This is a genomic window from Galbibacter sp. (assembly GCF_035306585.1).
Lineage (GTDB): Bacteria > Bacteroidota > Bacteroidia > Flavobacteriales > Flavobacteriaceae > Galbibacter.
Genome location: NZ_DATGNU010000115.1, coordinates 1 through 21,980, shown reverse-complemented (window position 1 = coordinate 21,980; position 21,980 = coordinate 1). Strand labels below are relative to the sequence as shown.

The window sequence follows — 21,980 nt, the reverse complement described above, 5'->3', positions numbered from 1 at the left end:
GTTTAATTTCAAGGTAATAGTTTGACAACCTTATATTAACCGACTTTACAATTTCTTGTATCACTTTTGCCTTGTTAGCTTTTTCTAATGGAGGAATTCTATGTTTTCATGCTTGCGGCTTTGTTTTTGCTTGCCATGGTAGATATTGTGGTAGGGGTGAGCAACGATGCTGTTAACTTTCTTAATGCAGCAGTAGGTTCACGGGTTGCTTCCTTTAAAACTATTTTGATGGTTGCAAGTGCAGGGATCCTTATTGGTGCGTTTTTTTCTTCGGGTTTAATGGAGCTGCCTCGAGAAGGGATTTTTAATCCATGGCAATTTACCTTCGATCAGATGATGATCCTATTTATGGCTGTGATGATTACAGATGTGCTTCTGCTCGACCTTTTTAACTCCTTGGCTCTTCCAACCTCTACCACAGTCTCGATAGTATTCGAGCTTTTAGGTGCCTCTGTGGCAATTTCAGCAATCAAAATTTTTAATAACAATGACAGCGTAACTAAATTAGCGTCTGTTCTGAACCTTGATGGTGCCTTGCAGATTATTATAGGGATCATACTTTCGGTGTTGTTGGCATTTTTAACTGGTATGCTAGTGCAATGGTTCTCACGGTTGTGGTTTGTTTCTGGTTTTCATAACCGATCTCAAATTGTAGAACCTATCTTTTCAGCAGTGGCTTTAACGTCTCTTAGTTACTTTATTTTGATTAGAGGACTCACAAGTGTAGGGGCTCTCCCTATAGCTTATATAGCATTCTTAGACCGACATGTTGTTTTGATTTTAGTAAGTTTATTAGGCATCTTTACAGCGCTCTGTTTCATTTTGATTTTCTATAGCAGGGTAAATGTTCTAAGGGTTGTTGTTTTAGTTGGAACCTTTGCTCTAGCTTTATCCTTTGCTGGTAATGACATGGTTAATTTCATTGGAGTTCCTATAACAGCATTGCAGGCCTTTGCTCTTTGGCACCCGTCTTATGTATTAAATGGTACATTAGCATCCGATTTCATGATGCGAGCTCCGGCAACAGAGGGAAGTACTCCTACTTATTTTTTAGTAATTGCTGGGATTATTATGGTCATTACCCTGTGGTGGTCCAAAAAAGCACGCTCTGTGATGAAAACAGAAATCGATCTTTCTCGAAGTGGGGTTGTGGATGAGAAGTTTAACGCAAATATACTTTCTAGACTCATAGTACGAATGAGTCTGCAAGTTGGATATGGTTTTAAGATGCTAATTCCTACGATGCTTTATCATAGGTTAGAAAACAACCCTTCCATCCCAGAAGTGGATAAAGGTAAAGTGGTGGATAATGATCCTGCGTTTGATTTAGTTCGTGCCGCTGTGAATCTAATGGTAGCGAGCAGTTTGATTTCTTGGGCAACCGCTTTGAAGTTGCCATTGTCCACGACCTATGTAACTTTTATGGTTGCAATGGGGACTTCGTTAGCTGATAAGCCTTGGGGTCGAGAAAGTGCTGTTTATAGAGTCGCCGGAGTCCTTGTAGTGATTGGTGGATGGATCATTACCGCACTGGTGGCATTTCTAGCAAGTGGGATGTTAGCGATATTGATTTATTACGGTAGACTACCGGCGGTGATTCTTTTACTTTTAACCGCTGCGGTCTTATTAACACGAAGTTTTCTAGCCTTTAGGCAAAGACAGCTAATCCGCAATGAGAATTTAAGAAGAGAACGTACCTCGCTTATCACTATAAACGAGATTATTGCGGAGAGTTCTGTTCATATTTCAAAGGTAATACAGCAAAACCACTCACTATATAGTGCCGTAGTGGATCATTTAGGATTACTTGATTTGAAGATGCTTCGAAAAACGAAAAAACAACTACTAAGGTTAGAGGCAGAGGTCGATGAGCTTAAAGATGAAATCTTCTATTTTGTAAAATCACTGGATGAAAATGCTGTGAGTGCTAGTAAATTTTATATTCTGGTCTTGGACTATTTGCAAGATATGGTGCAATCCACTGCCTATATTAGAAAAATTAGTTACGTGCATGTGAATAATTATCACCGGAAATTAAAATTCAACCAAATTCGTGATTTGAAGCGGTTAGAGGTTCGACTACATGAATTGTTCATGCGAATCGTAACTGCTATTGAATCCAATGAATTTAAAGATTTAGATCAGATCATTACAGATAAGAAAATTTTGTTGGAGGAGGTATCTGGATTAATCCAAAAACAAGTAGAACGAATTCGAAGCAGTGAAACCAGCCCAAAAAACACCAAATTATATTTCAGTTTACTTTTAAAAACAAAGGACCTTATACAGTCCACCATTGATTTATTAATCCTTTTTAAGGAGTTTAATCGAGACTATAGGAATATAAAACGGCTGTGAAAGAGCTGAAAATTGGTCTGGCCAAAAGATAATAACCTACCTTGGCCAAACCGTAAATTGTTATCCGTGTTATCTTAAATCTTAAAAACTACCCATTGATCGCAACCACGTGGTTTACTTTGTTCTCCATCATGGATTTCAACATATTTTCAATACCGTTCTTCAGGGTAAAGGTAGAGGAAGGACAACCACTACAAGCTCCTTGAAGAATGACATTTACCGTCTTTGTATCCTGGTCATAGGACTGGAAAAGAATGTTTCCACCATCGCTTGCCACAGCAGGTTTTACATATTCTTCTAAGATGTCTACAATTTCTTGGGAAGTATCATCTAATGGGACGTCTTGCTTTTGTGTAGTAGGTGCATCTGCATCCTTGGGAGCGGTATTCTTAGTTACAACTTCCTTTCCTTCTTCAATATAGGTGCGAATGTATTCCCTTAATTCAATAACAACATCCTCCCATTCTGCGATGTCGTATTTAAGGATTGAGACATAATTGTCTGTGATAAAAACTTCTTTTACGAAAGGAAAATGAAATAACCCGGTAGCCAGTGGAGAATGTTTCGCTTCTTCTATATTCTTAAATTCATTGGCTTGAAGTACTAATTTTTTATTAGCGACAAATTTCATCGCTGCTGGATTTGGAGTGCTTTCTGCGTATACAGTCACTGGAACTTTAGAAGGTGTGTTCTCATCTTCTATAATAACAGGTTCACCAGAATTCAAGTAATTTTCAATTTGTGCCGCAACTTCGTTTTGTACATCTGGCCATTGAACGATGTCATAACGTTCAATAGCAACAAAATTCCCAGAAATATAGACCGTTTTAGTAAACGGTAAATAGAATAACTGCTTGGCTAGTGGAGAGTTTTTTGCTTCATCCACATTTTTGAATTCGTAGTTTTGTTTGCGAGTTAAAAAAACGTCGGCTTCAAATTTTATAATAGTAGGCCTATTGGTAGGCTGTATTTTAATTGTAATCTTTTCCATCTCAACTTATTTAGCTACAAAATTACAAAACGATTTGATTCTTTTGAAGGAATAATTGTTAAGCTAGGGTTTGAGGGATTATTTTTAACTAATAATTAATTATACCCCCTATCTTTGTTTTAAAACATAGCAAATGATTATAAAAACAGTCAAAGGGAAGCGTCCAGAATTTGGGAAAGATATCTATATATCTGAGAACGCTGTCATTGTGGGCGATGTAATCACCGGAGACCATTGTAGTGTATGGTTTAATGCTGTCATTAGAGGTGATGTAAATGCCATCCGTTTAGGGAATAAGGTGAACGTACAAGATGGGGCGGTCATTCATTGTACCTATCAGTGCCATGCTACACAAATTGGAAATAATGTTTCTATTGGCCACAATGCCATCGTACATGGTTGTACCATTGAGGATAATGTACTTATTGGAATGGGAAGTATCGTTATGGATGGTTGTGTAGTTGGACAAAACTCCATCATAGCCGCAGGGGCTGTGGTTACACAGAACACTCGCATTGAACCAGGCAGCGTGTATGGGGGAGTGCCGGCTAAAAAAATTAAGGAAATCGATGAAAATCTAAGCAAACAAGAGGTAGAGCGGATCGCGAACAACTATCTAAAATACGCCTCCTGGTTCAGGGAATCCAAGGAGCTTTAAATGCGTCAATAACTTAAGATGCAAGCTCAGGGTTGATCATGTGGTAGATAACTCTAGCAGCTTTTTGAGTTTGATTCTAACCGCTGGCTAAATATTATTATTACTTTTGGAGTATTAAACTCAAAAGGTTGCCATGTGGTGGGTAGGACGCTACCCATACATAATTATTAAATTGAAACTAAAAACTATCGCTGATGAACGCATTTATTTTTCCTGGTCAAGGAGCTCAATTTGTGGGTATGGGAAAAGAGCTTTACCAAAACGCTGCCCTAGCTAAAGAATTATTTGAACAGGCTAATGATATATTAGGATTCTCCATTACTGATATTATGTTTAACGGTACTGCGGAGGATTTAAAACAAACAAAGGTTACCCAGCCTGCGATCTTCTTGCATTCTGTAATCCTGAGTAAAACAATTGAGAACTTCCAGCCAGATATGGTTGCAGGACATTCCTTAGGAGAACTCTCAGCTTTGGTAGCTAATGGAACGTTGAGCTTTGAGGATGGATTGAAATTGGTTTCCAGACGGGCCATTGCCATGCAATGGGCATGTGAGACCACCCCTGGCACAATGGCGGCCATTTTAGGATTAGAAGACAGTGTGGTTGAGCAGGGCTGTAGTGAGGTCCAAGGGGTTGTAGTCCCAGCGAATTACAATTGTCCAGGGCAGTTGGTAATATCTGGTGAAGTTAATGCCATTAACGAGGCCTGTGAATTATTAAAAGAAAAAGGAGCAAGAAGAGCCTTGGTATTGCCTGTTGGAGGGGCGTTCCATTCGCCTCTTATGGAACCTGCTAGAGAGGAATTAGCTGCGGCTATTGAACAAACGAACTTCTCTGAACCTATTTGCCCAGTATACCAAAACGTTAGTACAACAGCGGTAAGCAACCCAGAGGAAATTAAGAAGAACCTTATTGCTCAGCTTACTGCACCAGTTAAGTGGACGCAAAGTGTCCAGCAAATGGTTGCTGACGGTGCTAATAATTTCACGGAGGTAGGACCTGGAAAAGTACTACAAGGTTTGGTTAGAAAAATACATTCAGAAGCAGCGGTACAATCTGCATAACTCTTTGTTATTTTAGAATAATACTACAAAGGCACCTTTAAGAAATATAGGGTGCTTTTTTTAGAGGCAATCCCTATATAAAGGCAGTTAATACGGTTATGATTGGTAAATGGTGATTTAATGATTTTTTTAGGAAATCGTTAAATGTTTATTAAATAAAGTCAGAAAACACTGCGATATTCGTATATTAATATAAACCAAAAACACTTTATATTATGTTACGTTGGACCATTATATTACTTATCGTAGCGATCGTTGCGGGTATATTAGGTTTCGGAGGAATAGCCGGAGCCGCAGCAGGTATCGCAAAAATTTTATTTTTTATCTTTCTAGTGCTCTTCGTCATATCGTTGATTGGAAGAATCACCAGAAAGTAATGTTAACCAATTTAAAACTCGTATTATGAAAAAACTCGTATTAATTCTAGCCGTTCTATTTTCTGTATCTGCATTTACCACAAGTTGTAAAGAGGAGAAGAAAACACCCGCGGAACAAGTAAAGGAGGCTGCAGATGATGCAGGCGACAAAATTGAACAGGGTGTGGAAGAAGTTGAAGATGAAATAGATGATATGACTGATGGTAACTAGAGATTTCTCTAGTGAGATCTTTAAAAATTAAAAGATGTCTCTTATATTTTTGCGTCAGAACTTTATGAACGTATTTTAAAGTTCGAAATTTATGCTGTTAGGCGCCAAAATAACTGTAGAGGCATCTTTTTTATGATATCTTTACAAACCCTAATTACAAATACTTCCTATTTTTGTACAAATTCGAATTAAAATGCCGAAGATCTTATTAATTGAGGATGACGTTGCTTTTTCAGCCATGTTGGAACGATTCTTGAAAAAGAATGCTTTTGAAGTGGATGCTACATATTCATCTGAGGAGGCTCAGAAAAAAATGAAAGGAAGTAGTTATGATCTGGTATTTACAGATCTGAGATTGCCAGATGATGATGGTATTAGTTTGCTCACCAAAGTGAAAGATCAGTATCCAGACACCCCTGTGATTTTAATGACGGGTTATGCGGAGGTTTCCACTGCAGTAAAAGCTATGAAAAAAGGAGCTTTTGATTATATTTCCAAACCTTTTAATCAAGATGAAGTCCTTGCTGTAATTCACAATGCGCTTAAAAAGGAAGAAAATCCTACTTCAGTAATAAGAACGACTTCCAACCCTGATAAACCGTCTACCCGGCCAGTAAAAACGCGAGTTGCAGGAATTAGCAGCGCCTCTAATAAGCTCAATGAGTATATTAAATTAGTGGCACCCACAGATATGTCGGTATTAATTACTGGGGAAAGTGGAACGGGCAAAGAAGTGGTCGCTCGAAAAATACACGAGGATAGTTTGCGTAAAGACTTTAGTTTTATAGCTGTAGATTGTGGCGCTATCCCAAAAGAAATAGCCGCAAGTGAATTTTTTGGTCACATTAAAGGATCCTTCACAGGCGCGGTGTCTAATAAGACAGGTCATTTTGAGGCTGCAAATGGAGGAACCATCTTTTTGGATGAGGTCGGGAACCTCTCCTACGAAAATCAAATTCAACTCCTTAGAGCACTTCAAGAGCGCAAGATAAAACCCATTGGAAGTAATCAAGAGATCGAGGTAGATATTCGACTTATTACCGCCACCAATGAAGATCTATTAAAAGCAGTGGAAAAAGGGCAGTTCAGAGAAGACTTATATCATCGATTAAATGAATTCTCGATACAGGTTCCAAGTCTAGAAGAACGCAAAGAAGATCTTATGATTTTTGCCGAGCATTTTTTGGATATTGCCAACAAACAGCTCAATAAGAATGTTTTAGGATTCTCAGATGAGGTGATCAATTTGTTTCATACCTATAAGTGGCCTGGAAATCTAAGAGAGATGCTCAATGTCATCAAACGTTCCGCCTTACTTAGTCAAGGTGATCTAATTCAAAAGGAGGTGCTTCCAGCAGAAATTAAATCGCCTACATCGTATCAGATGTCAGAGAAGAAATCTTTCTCAAGAAAAGAAAACGAACGTGAACTTATTATCAATGCTTTAAATGAGGTGGATAATAACAAATCCAAGGCTGCAAAACTCTTAAATATTACCCGTAAAACCTTGTATAACAAAATCAAGGAATATGAAATTGATGCCTAATCCTTTAAATGGACATCCATAGCTTTAAATGTAATGACGATGTTCTTATGAAGTAAATGGTAGTTCTCTGATAGTTGATGTGCCTGGTCTTCTTTAAAGTGTTCCATAAAATGTAGCAGAGGAACCACCATTTGTGCGTTGATTTGTTTAAACATCGTTTGCATTTTATGACCTAAATCACGTACTGTTTGATAATCTTTTTTATCGATGGCTTTTTTAAGAGATTTTAAATCTTGATGGGTGTTTGTCGTAAAAACTTCTAAAACTTTTTTTATAGCGGTTTCATCTTCCAAAAATGAAGCCAAGGAACTTAAATCAAAAAGTTGATTTTCCTGTTTGTTTTGGTTTTGATCATTCGCTGAAATATTGGATTCAAAAGAACGATCTTCTTCCAACGCTTCACTGATGGTTCGTAGCAATTGATCGGGGGTATATGGTTTAAATAAAAAGCCGGCAAACCCAGCTTCTAAATAACTTTCCTTATCGAGGTCTTTTCTACCAGTTACCGCAATAATCGGTTGATTTTTATATCCGTATTTTTTTTCGGACTTCAAAGTTTCCGCAAAATAGAAGCCGTTAAATGATGGCAATTGAATGTCCGTGATTATAAAGTCATATGAAATAGCATCGATATTTTCCAAGGCAACTTTACCACTGCTAAAGGTATGGGCTTTAATCTGGTTACGCTCTAGAATTTCTTTGTTTAAATGTAGTAGTGCCAGGTCATCATCGATGACAATAGCGTTGTATACCTTGTGTTTAGGTTCGCTTTTAATCAGGGGTTCTTGAAGTTTTTGGTTGCTGAAAATCGCAGGAAAACTTAAGGAGAATGTACTCCCTTTACCTGGCTTGCTCTCCAGGAACAGATTTGCTCCAAGAAGATTGGCCAATTTCTTTGAAATGGTAAGTCCAAGTCCACTACCGCCATATTTTTTTTCGGTGTCGTTTTCCGCTTGGGTAAATTCCTCAAAAATAATGTTTTGTTTCTCCTTCTCAATTCCAATCCCTGTGTCGATTACTGAAAGGGTCAATAGATTTTCTTTTTTAGAATTCTGACGAATTCTCGCCCTTAAGGTAATACTACCTTCTTTGGTGAATTTATAGGCATTGCTTATAAGGTTTGAAAGGATTTGTTTAATTCTAAAGGCATCTCCAACAATGGGTTGGTTAATGTTAGGATCGACATCGATGATCAGGTCAATCGGTTTATCAGCATAAAGGGATTGTATGTTTTCCGCCGTTTCTTTCAATAGGGTGTGAAGGTTGAAGGTGATTTTTTCTATTTTGATTCTTCCAGCCTCGAGTTTGGAAAAATCAAGTAGATCTTCTACTAATTGAGAAACGTATTTGGAGGCATTCTTAATGCGGTCTGTATAATGGGATTCTTTCTCATTGAGAAAAGAATCTTTTAGCAGCTCAGTATAACCGACAATAGTGCTTAAAGGGGTTCTCAGGTCATGACTTACCATGGAGATGAGTTGTTCCCTGCTTTTGAGTAGGGACTTGTTGTGCTCATTGGATGCTTCTATTTGTTTTTTATACTGTTGGCTCCGCCAGGAATCTCTTAAGATAATGATGGAGAAAAGGATCACTAATATAGCCCCTATGATTGCCGCAATTGTTATGACCCTGATACTGCGTTGAAGTACTTTCTCTCTTTCCGTATTGAGTAACCGTGCGTTGTCCATAAAGTCATTTTCAAATGCCGTTAGAATTTGTCGCAGCTGCTGGGAGGTATTCAAATCGTTTCGTAGCAATTGTTGTTCTTTGGCCTCTAAAGATGTTTTTTGTGTTGCAGCACTTTCCTTGACATTTTGAAGCATTTCCCTCGAGGCAGATACAATGGAGTCTAAAGTTTGTTGATCAACGGTATTACTCGAGTCTCGTGGAATATAGCGATTGTATATACTGTTAATTTCCAGGAGAATTTCTCGTGTTTTAGGATCCAAACTATCGGGCTCTTCAACATAATCCTTTAACGTCAAGCGGCCTAATTTTTCTTCTATACTCACAAGGCGTTCAATTGCGGTGTCTAAAGATTTTTCCGAGTTATCATTGATTCGCAATTCACGAAGTTCATCGATGTTTTTTATTTTCTGGTTCAGCAAAAAATTCACGCTATCCAATAGTTTGGATTGGTAGGGCTCACTGATTAATAATTTTAGGGAGTCAATTTGTATGGCGATGGAATCGTTTTTGGTAAGGAAATTTACATAAGGAGTCCGGTTGTTGGACTGAATGGCCACCCGAGCAAAGCTCTCACTCTCATACATGAGCGTGAGGAGCTTTCCAATTCTTAGAATTTTGTTCTTTTCCTGACTGTCATCTCTTTGGGCTTGAGTAAAAGAGCTGATTTCTTTACTGACAATCATACCGACTATCACCACAAGTGCGGCAAGTGCAAGATAACTCACAAGTACTTTTAGGGGTAGTCTGTTTTTACTTTTTTCCATTTTTTAAAGTTAATCAAAGCGAACTAAAATGCGCCTAAAAAGTTTTCATCAATTCATGGTACAATATATAAGTGATTTTGTACATTTGCCGCATCTCAAAAGGGGTGCTTTACTTTGTGAGATCCTAGATTTTGATTGGTATTCAAACCAAGTATGAATTTAAGATACCACATATAAGGCTGAGATTACACCCATAGAACCTGGAACAGATAATGCTGTTTAGGAACAACCGAAAACAAAGGCTTACCTTTTGTATTAGGATAACGAAATTACGTATTTTAATTAAAGTAGGCTTTTTCTATTCGGAGGAAATCAATTTATTTAAGAATCATGAATAATGACCCCTTTTATTCGTAAAAATATTACGGATGAAGTTTTTATTCAATTTTTTAGTTTTAGTGTGCCTGTCACTACAAGCCCAAGGACAGCAATATCAGGTACACGGTAGGTTAACAGATCCTCAAGGGCAGGGCGTAGGTGCAGCAAGTGTAATTCATCTTGAAACTGGAAATGGTGTGCAAACTAACTTGGATGGCTATTATAGCCTAGAACTTCCAGAGGGAGCCCAACAGCTATCGTTCAATTTTTCTGGAAAACAACCCATTGTAAAAAACATCCTAGTTCAAGGAGATACACAACTGGATGTTCAAATTTCAGAGCGTGATGTCTTATTAGATGAGGTGCTTGTTTCCGCTATACGTGCCGATACAGATGCACCAGTAACTTTTTCTAATTTGTCGGCGAAGGACATCGAATCTAGAAATTTAGGTCAAGACATCCCTGTACTTATGAACTACCTCCCTTCGGTAGTTACCACAACAGATGCTGGGGCAGGTGTTGGGTATACCAGTATAAGGGTGAGAGGAAGCGATGCCACACGTGTTAATGTAACCATTAATGGAATACCCTATAATGACGGTGAATCTCAAGGAACTTTCTGGGTGAATATGCCGGATTTTGCCTCTTCCACTGAGAGTTTGCAATTACAGCGAGGAGTAGGAACTTCTACCAATGGATCAGCTGCATTTGGTGCAAGTTTAAACCTGCTCACAGATGGAATATCCAAAGTTGCTTATGCTGAAATATCTGGTTCAGCAGGTAGTTTTAATACCTTTAAATCTAACCTAAAATTTAGCAGTGGCCTATTAAATGACCACTTTGAGATCTCTGGAAGACTTTCCCAGATAAAGTCTGATGGCTATATCGATCGTGCTTCTTCTGATTTAGAATCCTATTTTCTACAAGCGGCTTATAAGGATGAACAGACGCTGATTAAGGCCCTTATGTTTGGAGGGCAACAAGTGACTTATCAATCTTGGAACGGGATCGAAAATTGGCAGATCGAGCAATACGGGCGTACCTTCAATAGTGCGGGAGCCATTTACAACCAAGATGGAGAAGTGGTTGATTATTACGATAATGAGGTGGATGATTACAAACAAGACCATTTTCAGTTCCATTGGAATCAGCAGTGGAGTCCTTCTTGGAGCTCTAACCTTGCGCTTCATTATACAAGGGGAAGAGGGTTCTTTGAGCAATACAAACAAGACCAAGCCTTTGAGGATTACAATTTGGATCCAATTGAAACTGGGGAAAACATCATTAATTCCACCGATCTAATTCGCCGCAAATGGCTGAGTAATCATTTTTACGGTACTACCTTTTCTGTAAATTATCAAAGTGAAAATCTAGCGCTTATTGCCGGTGGTGGTTGGAATAATTATGAAGGTGATCACTTTGGTGATATTATATGGGCGCGCTATGCCTCCCAAAGTGAAATCGGCGATCGATACTACAGTGATAATTCTGAAAAGTCAGATTTTAATACCTATGCTAAATTAACCTACTCGCCCTTGGAGAAGTTGAGTCTCTTTGGAGATATTCAATATAGACATGTGAGCTATAAGGCCAATGGGGAGGAAACAGGTCTTGTGGATGATGATTTTAATTTTTTCAATCCTAAAGCAGGAATCACCTATGATTTAACCAGTAATCAAAACCTTTATTTCTCCTACGCTAGAGCCCACAGAGAGCCCAATAGGAATGATTATGAATCTGGTGATCCTAAGCCAGAAACACTTAATGATTTTGAGTTAGGGTGGCGTTATTCAAGTCCAGAAATGCGTATAAATGCCAATGTTTATTATATGCGTTATAAAAATCAACTAGTGCTCACTGGAGAGCTCAATGATGTCGGCGCACCGTTGCGTGAGAATGTTGGAGATAGTTATCGATTAGGCCTTGAGGTGGATGCGTTATTTTATTTTGGAGAACAATTTATTGCAAGACCTAATATCGCTTTAAGTACCAATAAGAACTTGGATTTTTACGCACAGTTAGACGGGCAGGTGCAGGAGCTTGGAAACACGAATATCTCCTATTCCCCTGAGGTCATCGCTGGGAATATGTTCACTTATATGCCAAAGGAAAACATTCAATTCTCCTTTTTATCCAAATACGTGTCCTCTCAGTACCTTGGAAACTCAGATGCAGAGAATTCGAAGTTGGACAGTTATTTTGTTAATGACCTAAATATGCAATACACCATTAGGCCCAATGTGTTATTTGAATCCGTGACATTCAATGCATTGGTAAACAATATCTTTGATGCTAGTTATATTTCAAATGGATATTATTATACCTATGATCAGACCAATGAGGATGGCTCAATCACTACCATGGACGGTGCAGGTTACTACCCTCAAGCTGGAATAAACTTTATAGTAGGAGCGACCATTCGTTTTTAAACTAAAGAAAATGGATCAAGGATTTTAAGAAATCCTTGATCCTTAATTTGATATCGTAATTACGTTTGTGCTAGCGCTATATTTAACATGATATGCCTGAAGTGGATAGTATTTTTTATCGTCCTTGTGATCTGCTAAGGCCCCTCCAGTTAAAAGGTCGTATTTAAAGTCATCACATGCACAGGTAACAATAGGAGAGCTCAGATTCATGCTACGGCAATCATTATCAGGAAGGTGATTTGGACATGCCGCTTCCCATGCTGTAAAACTTCCACCTCCATAATTGTAGACGAATACCCCAGAAATTCCAACATAGGATTCATTGACGTAAATTGCCGAACCAGGGTTTTTGATGCTGGCGTATTTTGGTAATTCTAAATTTATAGTGTATTTAAAACTCGGTGTTGCCAAATATGGGTTGTTGTCAAAAGACTCGTCACTACTGCAACCTAGCAGCGTGAATATAAAAGCACTAAAGAAAATATTTTTTTTCATATAATTTTTTATGTTGGCCAAATTACAATTAATTTTCTCTTGATTAAAATTTTGTATATTTGTGTAAATCCTCTTTGGACAAAGAGGATTTTTTGTATTTATAAACGATGAAGTTATGAGTAAAGTATCTTATTACACAGAAGAGGGGATCAAAAAGCTTAGAGCTGAATTAGATCATTTAAAGAGTGTTGAGCGACCAAAGGCCTCTCAGGCAATTGCAGAAGCTCGTGATAAAGGAGATTTATCTGAAAATGCAGAATATGATGCCGCAAAAGAAGCTCAAGGACTTTTAGAATTAAAAATTTCTAAGTTGGAAGAAATTTTGGCCAATGCCCGTATTATAGATGAATCACAACTGGATACTTCTAAAGCATTGGTGCATTCTACGGTTAAAATTAAAAATAAAACCAATGGCATGGAGGTCACTTATAAATTAGTGGCTGAAAGTGAGGCTGATTTAAAAACTGGTAAAATATCGGTTAGCTCACCAATTGGAAAAGGACTGTTGGGTAAATCAGTAGGGGAAATTGCTCAGATCAACGTTCCTAGTGGCGTTATTAATTTTGAAATCTTGGAAATTACTAGAGATTGATAATTCTTTTCTAAAAGGTATTTTTGTATATTTCACTTTTATTCTACCAAAACCCTTTAACTAATGGAAAGAAGAAACTTTATTAAAAATACCTTATCTACAAGCTTAGGGGCTTCGATTCTACCAGTCGGAGCCTTTGCTTATTCTAAAACCGCTGAGAATAAGCCTAAAAAATATCCTTATCAACTCAAATATGCACCTCATATAGGAATGTTTAAAAATTTAGCTGGAGACGATGTTCTCGATCAGTTAAATTTTATGGCTGATCAGGGGTTTACCGCTTTTGAAGATAATGGGATGCCGCATCGACCTGTTGAGCAACAAACTGCCATGGCAAAGGTGATGGAAAAAAGAGGCATGACAATGGGGGTTTTTGTAGCCCATACCATTTATTGGTCAGAGCCTAATCTTACCAGTGGCAATTTAGATAAGCGTGCCGAGTTCTTAAAGGAAATAAAATCAGCAGTGGAAGTTGCTAAGAGAGTACATGCCAAGTGGGTAACTGTGGTTCCTGGATTTGTGGATCTAAGACAAGAAATAGACTATCAAACCGCCCATGTTGTAGAATCCCTTAAGCAAGCCGCAGCGATATTGGAACCACATGGTATTACCATGGTTCTGGAGCCACTAAACTTTAGAGACCACCCTGGCTTGTTCTTATCAAAATCAGCACAAGCCTACCAGATATGTAAAGCCGTTGGTTCACCATCTTGTAAAATTCTTTTCGATATTTACCATCAGCAAATTACTGAAGGAAACCTAATTCCAAACATTGAAGCGAGTTGGGATGAAATTGCTTATTTCCAGATGGGTGATAACCCTGGAAGAAAAGAACCTACCACAGGAGAAATCAATTATAAAAATATCTTTAAATTCATCCATAGTAAAGGATTCGACGGAGTACTGGGAATGGAACATGGAAACTCTATACCTGGTAAAGAAGGAGAATTAGCGCTGATCAAAGCTTATCAAGAAGTCGATCAGTTTTAAAAATAGAAAGTAAAACATCAGTGAGTCCATTGCATCACTCTACAGTTCACTGATGTTACTTTATTTGTTTTCCTATCGTAAAGGAAAACCTTTGGCTGCCCACCAAGGATGTACCTCTACTTGTAATCTTCCCGATTGTACCATAGGATCTGCCTTGGCTAGACTATCGGCCATTTGAAAAGTAGGCACATTGTAAATGCTCACGCCACGAATAGGGCCCTCATCACCAAATGAACCAGAAATATCCGCATACCCTTTTTGGTACATTTTGCCCAGGTGGGCTAAATGTAGTTTCTGTAGACTATCTAGTGCCTCTTTTGATTGCGATCGATTATCACCTGCCTTTAAAAACACCATAAACTATTGTTGCATTAATATGGTATCTCCAGAGACTTCGTCTACATAATCGAATACCTGATATCCTTGCTTTGTGAGGATCTCTTTTAGCGCTGCTGTAGATGGGGTCTTTACGGTGGTTTGGGAAGCCATCGGAGTGCTTTGTTTTGTGTTAGTTTGACATGAGGCCAGTAGCATTAGAAAACAAAAGCCAATGGTTTTAAAATACTTTTTCATGATTTTGTTTAAAAGGATTAAGTGAACCATTTAGAAAATGGGATATTAGAGAGTTGAGAGTTGTAATAGCGAGGATCACCTGTGACCTCTTTTCCTAACCAATTCGGTTTGACAAAAGTTTCGTCTTCATGGGTTAGTTCCACCTCCGCAATGACTAAACCTTGATTATCATCCAAGAATTCATCCACTTCAAAAAGATGATTTCCCGATTTAACCTCGTAGCGGTATTTGGCAATAATGGGACGCTCGCAGAGAGACAATAGGCTTTGACCTTCTTCTAATTCAATTTCTTTTTCCCACTCAAACCTACTGGTTCCAGAGCTGTTAGAAGCTCCCTTTATGGTGATATATGCCCTTTCACCCTTAATGCGAATCCGAACATTTCGCTCGGGGTGTTTACTCAGGTAGCCTTGAGCAATATTGGTTTTAGTAATGGCTTGCTTTTTGTAAGCATCCGAGGTTACCAGAAATTTGCGTTCAATTTCAATCATTGGCGTCTGCAATTTCGTGTATTTTATGATTTTTTATACGTATTTCTTTATGGGTTGAGTTGGCAAGATAAATCATGGCTTTGGCTATTTTATATGCTGGAACTGGCTGGAATTTCTTCAAAGGACCGACCTTTAAAAAGGGCATTGCACTAGCCAGTTGCTTAAAAAACCATTCCCCTTTTCTTTTTTCTCTGCGCTGGCCTTCGATTAAGGAAGGTTGCAATATATAGGTGTTCTTGATATCAAAATTTAGAACCTCTTTTTCCATAAGTCCTTTAATTCTGTTGTAAAAAAAGGAGCTCTTTGTATTTGCCCCCAGCGCGGAGACCACTATAAAGGTTTGGATGTTATGTATCTTACATAACCTAGCAGCACTTACAGGGATCCCATAATCGATGGCTTTATAGGTTTGTTTATCGGGTGTTTTGGCCTTGGTGGTTCCAATGCAACAAAACACCTCATCTGCTTTAAACTCTTGCTCATACTGGTGGAGCTCAAAGAGGTTGATAATATATTCTTTGACTTTTGGACCATTACGGCCGCTGGAATTTCTTGAGAATAAAACAATTTGTCCATAACGGTCATCTTCCAGTAATCTTTGGAGCAAAATATTCCCAGTTAAACCAGTAGCACCGAGTATAATGGCTGTTTTCTTCACAATTGATAGGATTCTTTTTCGCTACCTTAAAGATACTAATATTACTAGTTGCCTGAGTGATATTAGGTGAAAATCTATGCGTGATTTTTCGTAAGCTCTAGCGAGCAGGTGATTATCTATCTATATTTGTGTATGGAAACAACACTTTATCAGTCCAAATACCAGCGTTTAGGCTGTATACCATTTCAGTCAGATGCTATAGAATTGCTCAATGATTCAACCTACGATCCATATATAAAAATCATATATGCGCCAAAAGGCGTACGATTAAGGGTTGATTTCAGTGAACACTACTGCCAGGATCCAACTCTATTCTTTATAAGTCCTAACCAGTATTTGCAATTTATAGAACTCGCTGACCACGGATATTTTATCTATTACAACCGTGATTTTTATTGCATTCAATTACATGATAAGGAAGTGGCTTGTGATGGACTTTTGTTTAACAACATTTACCACATGCCTCATACAATCTTGAACCCAAAGGAGAATGAAATTATAACCGTTATCTTGGAACAAATGCTCGAGGAATTTGAGATCAGAGCTTCCACCCAAGAAGAGATGCTGCGAATCTATCTCAAACAAATCATCATTAGGGCTACACGGTTATGGAAAAAGCAGCATCTTGGGAGGCTAGGGCAGGAATCACATCGCGAAATTGAATTTTTTAGAGAATTCAGCCGTTTAGTGGAGATCCATTATCGCACCAAACATCTAGTGGGGGATTATGCTGATCTAATAGGGGTGGCTTCGAAAACATTAACTCATAAGTTTAAAAAATTTGATCTTCCCTCACCAAATGAGGTGATAAAGGATCGTATATTACTAGAGGCAAAACGTATGTTAATTCATACGAGTTTAAGCGCTAAAGAAATTGCTTATGATCTAGGTTATGAAGATCCTTCCTATTTCAATCGCCTATTTAATAAGAAGATAGGTGACTCTCCCATAGTTTTTCGAAAAAAATACATCGAAGGGAAAAATGTACCATTAGAATAGGATTATATGCATTTTTACTGGCGTGGCGCTGACATATCTTTGTGCTATCAAAATTAAATGATAGTTTAACAAAAATTAAAAGATATGAAACGTAGAGCACAAGCCGTTTGGAACGGAAGTATTAAAGAAGGACACGGACATTTAACCACTGCAAGCACCGTACTTAATCAAACGCAATATTCATTTAAAAGTCGATTTGATGATGGTATTGGAACCAATCCCGAAGAACTGTTAGCCGCAGCACATGCAGGCTGTTTTACTATGAAACTAAGCTTAGATCTTACACAGGCGGGCTATCAGGTTACCGAGCTTCGAACCAGTTCAACTATTACCTTGTTAGAGGGTAAGATCACCTTATCAGAATTAAATCTAGAGGCCATTGTGCCGGAAATCGACCAGGACACTTTTCGCAAAATAGCAAAAGAGGCAGAGGCCACCTGTCCGGTAAGTGGTGCGTTCAACTTTGAGATTGTTCTAAATGCTCATCTAAAAAATTAATTTTTAATTATTTAAATAAAAAAACTTTGAACACGTTATATAATACAGCGAAGGTTTTAATTACAGTGCTAGTTTTAATTATAAACACCAATGCCATGTCACAACAAGTTGAACCACGTCCTTTTAAAGGACAGTTAGACCCACAGATCAGTCAAGGAACAAAAGCATTTTTAGCTGCTCTAAATACCAGTGGAGGAGTCCCATTAGAAACCTTATCTCCAGAGAAAGCTCGAGAAGTTTTAATCCGTGCCCAAAAATCTGTTGAAGTTGATTATTCTGGAATCCAGGAATCGCAAAGGGTAATTACTCATAATGGTCAAACCCTAACCATTCACATTGTTAAACCCGAAGGTGCAAAAGAGAATCTTCCCGTCTTTATGTTCTTTCATGGAGGAGGGTGGATCTTAGGAGACTATCCAACCCATAGAAGATTGGTCAGAGATCTTGTGGTGGCTAGTGGGGCTGCAGCAGTTTTTCCAGACTACACGCCTTCACCAGAAGCTCGTTATCCGGTCGCAATCCATCAGGCGTATGCAGCCACTTCATGGGTAGCTGCTAACGGAAGTGAGATCGGAGTAGATGGCAAAAACCTTGCCGTTGCCGGGAACAGTGTCGGAGGAAATATGGCCGCTGTTGTAGCTATAATGGCCAAGCAAGAAAATGGACCTGAGATAAAACAACAGCTATTGCTTTGGCCTGTAACCGATGCAGATTTTAGCAGACCTTCTTATACCTTATACGCTCAGGAGCGGTTCTTGACAAGCTCAGTAATGAAATGGATGTGGGATCATTACTTGCCCGAAGCTAGCGCTCGTAAAGAAATCTACGCTTCCCCATTTCAAGGTAGTCTTACAGCGTTAAGAGGTTTACCACCAGCACTTATTCAATTGGCGGAAAACGATATCTTATATGATGAAGGACTGGCCTATGGCAGGAAGTTAGATCAAGCTGGGGTGCCTACAACTATTACAACTTACAATGGAATGATTCACGACTTTGGATTGTTGAATGCACTAGCGGAAGAGCCAACAGTTAAAGTGGCACTGTTGCAAGCCGCTACAGTATTAAAGCAGGCCCTATTTAACCAAAAAAATTAAGCGTATACTAGTTGAAGTTTGATTTAAAAGGGAAAGTTGGGAAAATGACTTTTCCTTTTTTTATATGAATTAAGTTACCTTGCAATTGGATTCTAAATCATTTGAAAATGTCTGTTATTTTTAGAAAAAACCTTGAGAAATTTATCACATTGAATGATCAAAATTTTGATGAGGTATTGCAGTATTTTGACCATAAGACTATCAAAAAAAAGCAAAACCTCATGGAGGAGGGTGATTATTGTTCAGAAATCTATTTTGTGGAACAGGGTTGCCTTAGGATGTTTTTTATAAAAGAAAATGGTCTTGAACAGACCACAGAATTTGCCATTGAGCAGTGGTGGATGACCGATAATTTTTCCTTTGAAAGGAGGTTGCCAACTACATTTTATATACAAGCTGTGGAACCCACTACCGTGCTGAGTATCAACAACGATAAAAGAGAGGCGCTTTTTAAAATTCATCCTATAATGGAACAATATTTTAGAATGGTTTACCAAAGATCCTATGCCGCTTCGCAGCGAAGAATTCGTTATTTGTATGAGTTTACTAGGGAGGAATTGTATTTTCATTTTGAAGGTCAATATCCCGAATTTGTTCAGCGGATTCCACAATATATGTTAGCCTCATTTTTAGGATTTACGCCAGAATACCTTAGTGAAATTCGAAGCAAACGCCGTTCTTAAACCAGTTTAATATTTTTTTCTTTGATGTTTATGATCTTTGCTTTGTCAACGTAAAAATATACAACAATGGAGAAACGAATTAACATACATGCATTAGATCCAAAGGCTTATAAAGCTATGAGTGGGTTGGAAGCCTACCTTTCTCAGACCGACCTTTCTAAGACCATAAAAGAACTTATTAAAATAAGAAGTTCCCAAATTAACAACTGTGCTTTCTGTATTAATATGCATACAAAAGATGCCTTGGCCAATGGAGAAACCCAACAGCGCATCTTCCTTTTAAGTGCATGGAGAGAGGCGCCAGATCTTTTTTCAGAGCAAGAGCAAGTAGTACTCGAGATGACCGAAGAAATCACCTTGATTCATCAGTGTGGATTGCGCAGTGAAACGTATCAAAAAGCCTTGGCGGTTTTCAGCGAGAACCAAGTGGCTCAGATTATTATGGCTATTGTAACGATTAATTCTTGGAATAGAATTGCTGTTAGCACTCATATGCCCATTTCCGATTAAGATTGCTGTTTTTTATAGCCCAATTATGTCTTAAATTTGGGCATGGAAAACCAATTGCCAATTCGGAAAATCATTCATGTGGATATGGATGCATTTTATGCCTCTGTAGAGCAATTGGATTTTCCAGAGCTTCGGGGTAAAGCTATAGCAGTTGGAGGGAATGAAGTAAGAGGGGTGATCTCTGCAGCGAGTTACCAAGCGCGAGCCTTCGGTGTTCGTTCTGCAATGAGTGGAGCCTTGGCTAAGCGAATGTGCCCTGAGCTTATTTTTGTTCCTCCGAGATTTGATCGGTATCGCGAAATCTCCATGAAGATCCGTGCGATCTTTTTAGAGTATACGGATCTTGTGGAACCCCTATCCTTGGATGAGGCCTATTTGGATGTGACCGAAAACAAAAAAGGAAACCCGTCGGCTACTTTAATTGCTTCACAAATTAGAGAGCGTGTTTTTCAACAGACCGGACTTCGGTGTTCCGCAGGAATTTCGATCAATAAGTTTGTGGCAAAAATAGCCAGTGATTACAATAAACCAAATGGCCAAAAAACGGTTGATCCTGATCAGGTTATTCCATTTTTAGAAGCTCTGGATATCCGGAAATTTTACGGCATTGGTAAGGTGACTGCCCAGAAAATGTATCAACTGGGTATTTTTACAGGTTTAGACCTTAAGAAAAAACCTATTGAATTTTTAAATAAACATTTTGGAAAAAGCGGCCTTATGTATTATAACGTGGTCCGTGGGATCCACAATAGTCCGGTGAAGCCTGATCGAGTACCTAAATCAGTAGGAGCAGAGCGCACCTTTAGTGAAAATATTAGCAGTGAGGTTTTTATGCTTGAGCGTCTTAAGCACTTGAGTGGCGAGTTAGCGCAGCGTCTTCGAAAAAATAAAGTGGCTGGAAAAACCCTGACCCTTAAAATAAAATACAGCGACTTTAGCCTTCAGACTAGAAGTAAGACGCTGGATTTCTATATCTCAGACAAGAGTTTACTATTCGATGTTGCTACGCAACTGCTTTATCAAGAAAAACTTCATAATTCAGTTCGTCTCCTTGGGATATCATTAGCGAACCTAAATACTGAGACAATAGAAAAATCTACAGAGACTAAAAGGTCGCTTTCCGTTCAGTTAAAATTTAAGTTTTAACTGGGATCCCGCCAATGGCTTATCAGTTCTATAATGATCGGCTCTTAAATATAATGAAAACTTGAACTTTCAAATCACTCTCAATTAATTGGAATTTAGTAATTTTGCCAACTTTAATACCGTAAATACAACACTGTTTTCAGTGATTTACGGTTGATGGAATATTAATGTTATGCCGATAATCCACCTGGTGTGTTATTGACAATCTAACCCTTTTATAATGAAGTTTAGAGAATACAATGGACTGAATTTGCCTGAGGCTGCAGAAGAAATTTTAAAGTTCTGGGAAGAAGAAAATATTTTTGAGAAAAGTATCAGCAGTAGAGATGCCAATAAACCTTTTGTTTTTTATGAAGGACCGCCATCTGCTAATGGTTTACCTGGTATTCATCATGTGATGGCTCGTGCGATCAAAGATATTTTTTGTCGGTACAAGACACAAAAGGGATATCAGGTTAAACGTAAGGCTGGATGGGATACCCACGGGCTTCCTATCGAATTAGGAGTAGAAAAGGAGCTCGGTATCACAAAAGAAGATATTGGAACAAAGATATCGGTAGAGGATTATAACAAAGCCTGCAAAACGGCGGTTATGCGTTACACAGATATCTGGAACGATTTGACCAAAAAAATCGGTTATTGGGTTGACACACAGGAGCCTTATATCACCTACAAATCCAAGTACATGGAGAGTGTTTGGTGGTTGTTGAAACAGATCTACGACAAGGGTTTAATGTATAAAGGATATACCATTCAGCCATATTCACCAAAGGCTGGAACAGGTTTGAGTTCACATGAGCTTAACCAACCCGGAGCCTATCAGGATGTAACCGATACCTC

23 protein-coding genes are annotated in these 21,980 nt (G+C 38.4%); 16 read left to right on the top strand and 7 right to left on the bottom strand.

Going from position 1 to position 21,980, the window contains the following annotated elements; genetic code table 11:
• The first annotated feature begins 87 nt into the window (after positions 1-87).
• A complete protein-coding gene (locus tag VKY50_RS10610) occupies positions 88-2,358 on the top strand; it encodes an inorganic phosphate transporter (RefSeq protein WP_324301640.1) in 2,271 nt (756 codons plus the stop codon).
• Positions 2,359-2,446: 88 nt separating this feature from the next.
• On the opposite strand, the gene VKY50_RS10605 is transcribed toward VKY50_RS10610, so the two are convergent.
• Positions 2,447-3,349 (bottom strand): NifU family protein, encoded by a 903-nt coding sequence (locus tag VKY50_RS10605; protein WP_324301638.1) that lies wholly within the window; start codon positions 3,347-3,349, stop codon positions 2,447-2,449.
• A gap of 133 nt (positions 3,350-3,482) precedes the next feature.
• On the opposite strand from VKY50_RS10605, the gene VKY50_RS10600 reads away from it, so the two are divergent.
• From VKY50_RS10600 to VKY50_RS10580, 5 genes are all read left to right on the top strand, one after another.
• Positions 3,483-4,007: a gamma carbonic anhydrase family protein gene (locus VKY50_RS10600; protein WP_324301636.1), complete on the top strand. Its 525-nt coding sequence runs from the start codon at positions 3,483-3,485 to the stop codon at positions 4,005-4,007.
• A gap of 194 nt (positions 4,008-4,201) precedes the next feature.
• A complete protein-coding gene (gene fabD / locus VKY50_RS10595; protein ID WP_324301634.1) occupies positions 4,202-5,074 on the top strand; it encodes an ACP S-malonyltransferase in 873 nt (290 codons plus the stop codon).
• 215 nt (positions 5,075-5,289) lie between these two features.
• Positions 5,290-5,451 (top strand): DUF1328 domain-containing protein, encoded by a 162-nt coding sequence (locus VKY50_RS10590; protein WP_008989890.1) that lies wholly within the window; start codon positions 5,290-5,292, stop codon positions 5,449-5,451.
• A gap of 25 nt (positions 5,452-5,476) precedes the next feature.
• Entirely contained in the window at positions 5,477-5,662 is a 186-nt protein-coding gene (locus VKY50_RS10585; RefSeq protein WP_324301631.1) for a hypothetical protein, read from the top strand.
• 193 nt (positions 5,663-5,855) lie between these two features.
• On the top strand, positions 5,856-7,208 hold the full coding sequence (locus VKY50_RS10580) for a sigma-54-dependent transcriptional regulator (protein WP_324301629.1): 1,353 nt from the start codon (positions 5,856-5,858) through the stop codon (positions 7,206-7,208).
• Here the strand turns inward: VKY50_RS10580 and VKY50_RS10575 are convergent.
• Positions 7,205-9,661, bottom strand: coding sequence for an ATP-binding response regulator (locus VKY50_RS10575; RefSeq protein WP_324301627.1), 2,457 nt, complete (start codon positions 9,659-9,661; stop codon positions 7,205-7,207). The two genes, VKY50_RS10580 and VKY50_RS10575, sit on opposite strands and share 4 nt — an antisense overlap.
• 368 nt (positions 9,662-10,029) lie before the next feature.
• On the opposite strand from VKY50_RS10575, the gene VKY50_RS10570 reads away from it, so the two are divergent.
• Positions 10,030-12,408, top strand: a complete 2,379-nt coding sequence (locus VKY50_RS10570; RefSeq protein WP_324301625.1) for a TonB-dependent receptor — start codon at positions 10,030-10,032, stop codon at positions 12,406-12,408.
• A 42-nt stretch (positions 12,409-12,450) separates the two neighbouring features.
• Here the strand turns inward: VKY50_RS10570 and VKY50_RS10565 are convergent, their stop codons facing one another.
• Positions 12,451-12,903 carry a Rieske (2Fe-2S) protein gene (locus tag VKY50_RS10565; RefSeq protein ID WP_324301623.1) on the bottom strand — a complete coding sequence of 151 codons (453 nt, stop codon included), beginning with the start codon at positions 12,901-12,903 and terminating at the stop codon, positions 12,451-12,453.
• Between the two features lie 115 nt (positions 12,904-13,018).
• On the opposite strand from VKY50_RS10565, the gene greA reads away from it, so the two are divergent.
• Both greA and VKY50_RS10555 read left to right on the top strand, forming a co-directional pair.
• The gene (gene greA / locus VKY50_RS10560; RefSeq protein WP_324301621.1) at positions 13,019-13,495 is read left to right on the top strand and encodes a transcription elongation factor GreA; all 477 of its coding nucleotides are present in this window, start codon (positions 13,019-13,021) and stop codon (positions 13,493-13,495) included.
• A gap of 63 nt (positions 13,496-13,558) precedes the next feature.
• Positions 13,559-14,485: a hydroxypyruvate isomerase family protein gene (locus tag VKY50_RS10555; RefSeq protein ID WP_324301619.1), complete on the top strand. Its 927-nt coding sequence runs from the start codon at positions 13,559-13,561 to the stop codon at positions 14,483-14,485.
• 72 nt (positions 14,486-14,557) lie between these two features.
• On the opposite strand, the gene VKY50_RS12740 is transcribed toward VKY50_RS10555, so the two are convergent.
• The 4 genes from VKY50_RS12740 to VKY50_RS10540 are packed head-to-tail and all read right to left on the bottom strand — an operon-like array spanning position 14,558 to position 16,207.
• Positions 14,558-14,842 carry a YciI family protein gene (locus tag VKY50_RS12740; RefSeq protein WP_414652331.1) on the bottom strand — a complete coding sequence of 95 codons (285 nt, stop codon included), beginning with the start codon at positions 14,840-14,842 and terminating at the stop codon, positions 14,558-14,560.
• A 3-nt stretch (positions 14,843-14,845) separates the two neighbouring features.
• Positions 14,846-15,058, bottom strand: a complete 213-nt coding sequence (locus tag VKY50_RS12735) for a hypothetical protein (protein ID WP_414652330.1) — start codon at positions 15,056-15,058, stop codon at positions 14,846-14,848.
• Positions 15,059-15,075: 17 nt separating this feature from the next.
• Positions 15,076-15,549 (bottom strand): CYTH domain-containing protein, encoded by a 474-nt coding sequence (locus VKY50_RS10545; protein ID WP_324301617.1) that lies wholly within the window; start codon positions 15,547-15,549, stop codon positions 15,076-15,078.
• Positions 15,542-16,207 (bottom strand): NAD(P)H-binding protein, encoded by a 666-nt coding sequence (locus tag VKY50_RS10540; RefSeq protein WP_324301615.1) that lies wholly within the window; start codon positions 16,205-16,207, stop codon positions 15,542-15,544. The genes VKY50_RS10545 and VKY50_RS10540 overlap by 8 nt, the downstream gene beginning before the upstream one ends.
• Positions 16,208-16,339: 132 nt before the next feature.
• Between VKY50_RS10540 and VKY50_RS10535 the strand changes: the two genes are divergently transcribed.
• The 7 genes from VKY50_RS10535 to VKY50_RS10505 all read left to right on the top strand — a co-directional run.
• A complete protein-coding gene (locus tag VKY50_RS10535; RefSeq protein WP_324301614.1) occupies positions 16,340-17,206 on the top strand; it encodes an AraC family transcriptional regulator in 867 nt (288 codons plus the stop codon).
• Between the two features lie 84 nt (positions 17,207-17,290).
• The gene (locus tag VKY50_RS10530; RefSeq protein ID WP_324301612.1) at positions 17,291-17,704 is read left to right on the top strand and encodes an OsmC family peroxiredoxin; all 414 of its coding nucleotides are present in this window, start codon (positions 17,291-17,293) and stop codon (positions 17,702-17,704) included.
• Between the two features lie 26 nt (positions 17,705-17,730).
• Complete coding sequence (locus VKY50_RS10525) at positions 17,731-18,801, top strand: alpha/beta hydrolase (protein WP_324301610.1); 1,071 nt, start codon at positions 17,731-17,733, stop codon at positions 18,799-18,801.
• 107 nt (positions 18,802-18,908) lie between these two features.
• Entirely contained in the window at positions 18,909-19,484 is a 576-nt protein-coding gene (locus VKY50_RS10520; RefSeq protein WP_324301608.1) for a Crp/Fnr family transcriptional regulator, read from the top strand.
• Between the two features lie 66 nt (positions 19,485-19,550).
• Positions 19,551-19,994 carry a carboxymuconolactone decarboxylase family protein gene (locus VKY50_RS10515; RefSeq protein WP_324301606.1) on the top strand — a complete coding sequence of 148 codons (444 nt, stop codon included), beginning with the start codon at positions 19,551-19,553 and terminating at the stop codon, positions 19,992-19,994.
• 42 nt (positions 19,995-20,036) lie between these two features.
• On the top strand, positions 20,037-21,140 hold the full coding sequence (dinB, locus tag VKY50_RS10510; RefSeq protein WP_324301604.1) for a DNA polymerase IV: 1,104 nt from the start codon (positions 20,037-20,039) through the stop codon (positions 21,138-21,140).
• Between the two features lie 220 nt (positions 21,141-21,360).
• The coding region (locus tag VKY50_RS10505; protein WP_324301602.1) for a class I tRNA ligase family protein at positions 21,361-21,980 on the top strand (620 nt) is incomplete at its 3' end.

Coding starts and splice junctions, on each gene's coding strand:
- VKY50_RS10610 (WP_324301640.1), top strand. CDS start 88: ATGGAGGAATTCTATGTTTTCATGCTTGCGGCTTTGTTTTTGCTTGCC.
- VKY50_RS10605 (WP_324301638.1), bottom strand. CDS start 3,349: ATGGAAAAGATTACAATTAAAATACAGCCTACCAATAGGCCTACTATT.
- VKY50_RS10600 (WP_324301636.1), top strand. CDS start 3,483: ATGATTATAAAAACAGTCAAAGGGAAGCGTCCAGAATTTGGGAAAGAT.
- fabD (WP_324301634.1), top strand. CDS start 4,202: ATGAACGCATTTATTTTTCCTGGTCAAGGAGCTCAATTTGTGGGTATG.
- VKY50_RS10590 (WP_008989890.1), top strand. CDS start 5,290: ATGTTACGTTGGACCATTATATTACTTATCGTAGCGATCGTTGCGGGT.
- VKY50_RS10585 (WP_324301631.1), top strand. CDS start 5,477: ATGAAAAAACTCGTATTAATTCTAGCCGTTCTATTTTCTGTATCTGCA.
- VKY50_RS10580 (WP_324301629.1), top strand. CDS start 5,856: ATGCCGAAGATCTTATTAATTGAGGATGACGTTGCTTTTTCAGCCATG.
- VKY50_RS10575 (WP_324301627.1), bottom strand. CDS start 9,661: ATGGAAAAAAGTAAAAACAGACTACCCCTAAAAGTACTTGTGAGTTAT.
- VKY50_RS10570 (WP_324301625.1), top strand. CDS start 10,030: ATGAAGTTTTTATTCAATTTTTTAGTTTTAGTGTGCCTGTCACTACAA.
- VKY50_RS10565 (WP_324301623.1), bottom strand. CDS start 12,903: ATGAAAAAAAATATTTTCTTTAGTGCTTTTATATTCACGCTGCTAGGT.
- greA (WP_324301621.1), top strand. CDS start 13,019: ATGAGTAAAGTATCTTATTACACAGAAGAGGGGATCAAAAAGCTTAGA.
- VKY50_RS10555 (WP_324301619.1), top strand. CDS start 13,559: ATGGAAAGAAGAAACTTTATTAAAAATACCTTATCTACAAGCTTAGGG.
- VKY50_RS12740 (WP_414652331.1), bottom strand. CDS start 14,842: ATGGTGTTTTTAAAGGCAGGTGATAATCGATCGCAATCAAAAGAGGCA.
- VKY50_RS12735 (WP_414652330.1), bottom strand. CDS start 15,058: ATGAAAAAGTATTTTAAAACCATTGGCTTTTGTTTTCTAATGCTACTG.
- VKY50_RS10545 (WP_324301617.1), bottom strand. CDS start 15,549: ATGATTGAAATTGAACGCAAATTTCTGGTAACCTCGGATGCTTACAAA.
- VKY50_RS10535 (WP_324301614.1), top strand. CDS start 16,340: ATGGAAACAACACTTTATCAGTCCAAATACCAGCGTTTAGGCTGTATA.
- VKY50_RS10530 (WP_324301612.1), top strand. CDS start 17,291: ATGAAACGTAGAGCACAAGCCGTTTGGAACGGAAGTATTAAAGAAGGA.
- VKY50_RS10520 (WP_324301608.1), top strand. CDS start 18,909: ATGTCTGTTATTTTTAGAAAAAACCTTGAGAAATTTATCACATTGAAT.
- VKY50_RS10515 (WP_324301606.1), top strand. CDS start 19,551: ATGGAGAAACGAATTAACATACATGCATTAGATCCAAAGGCTTATAAA.
- dinB (WP_324301604.1), top strand. CDS start 20,037: ATGGAAAACCAATTGCCAATTCGGAAAATCATTCATGTGGATATGGAT.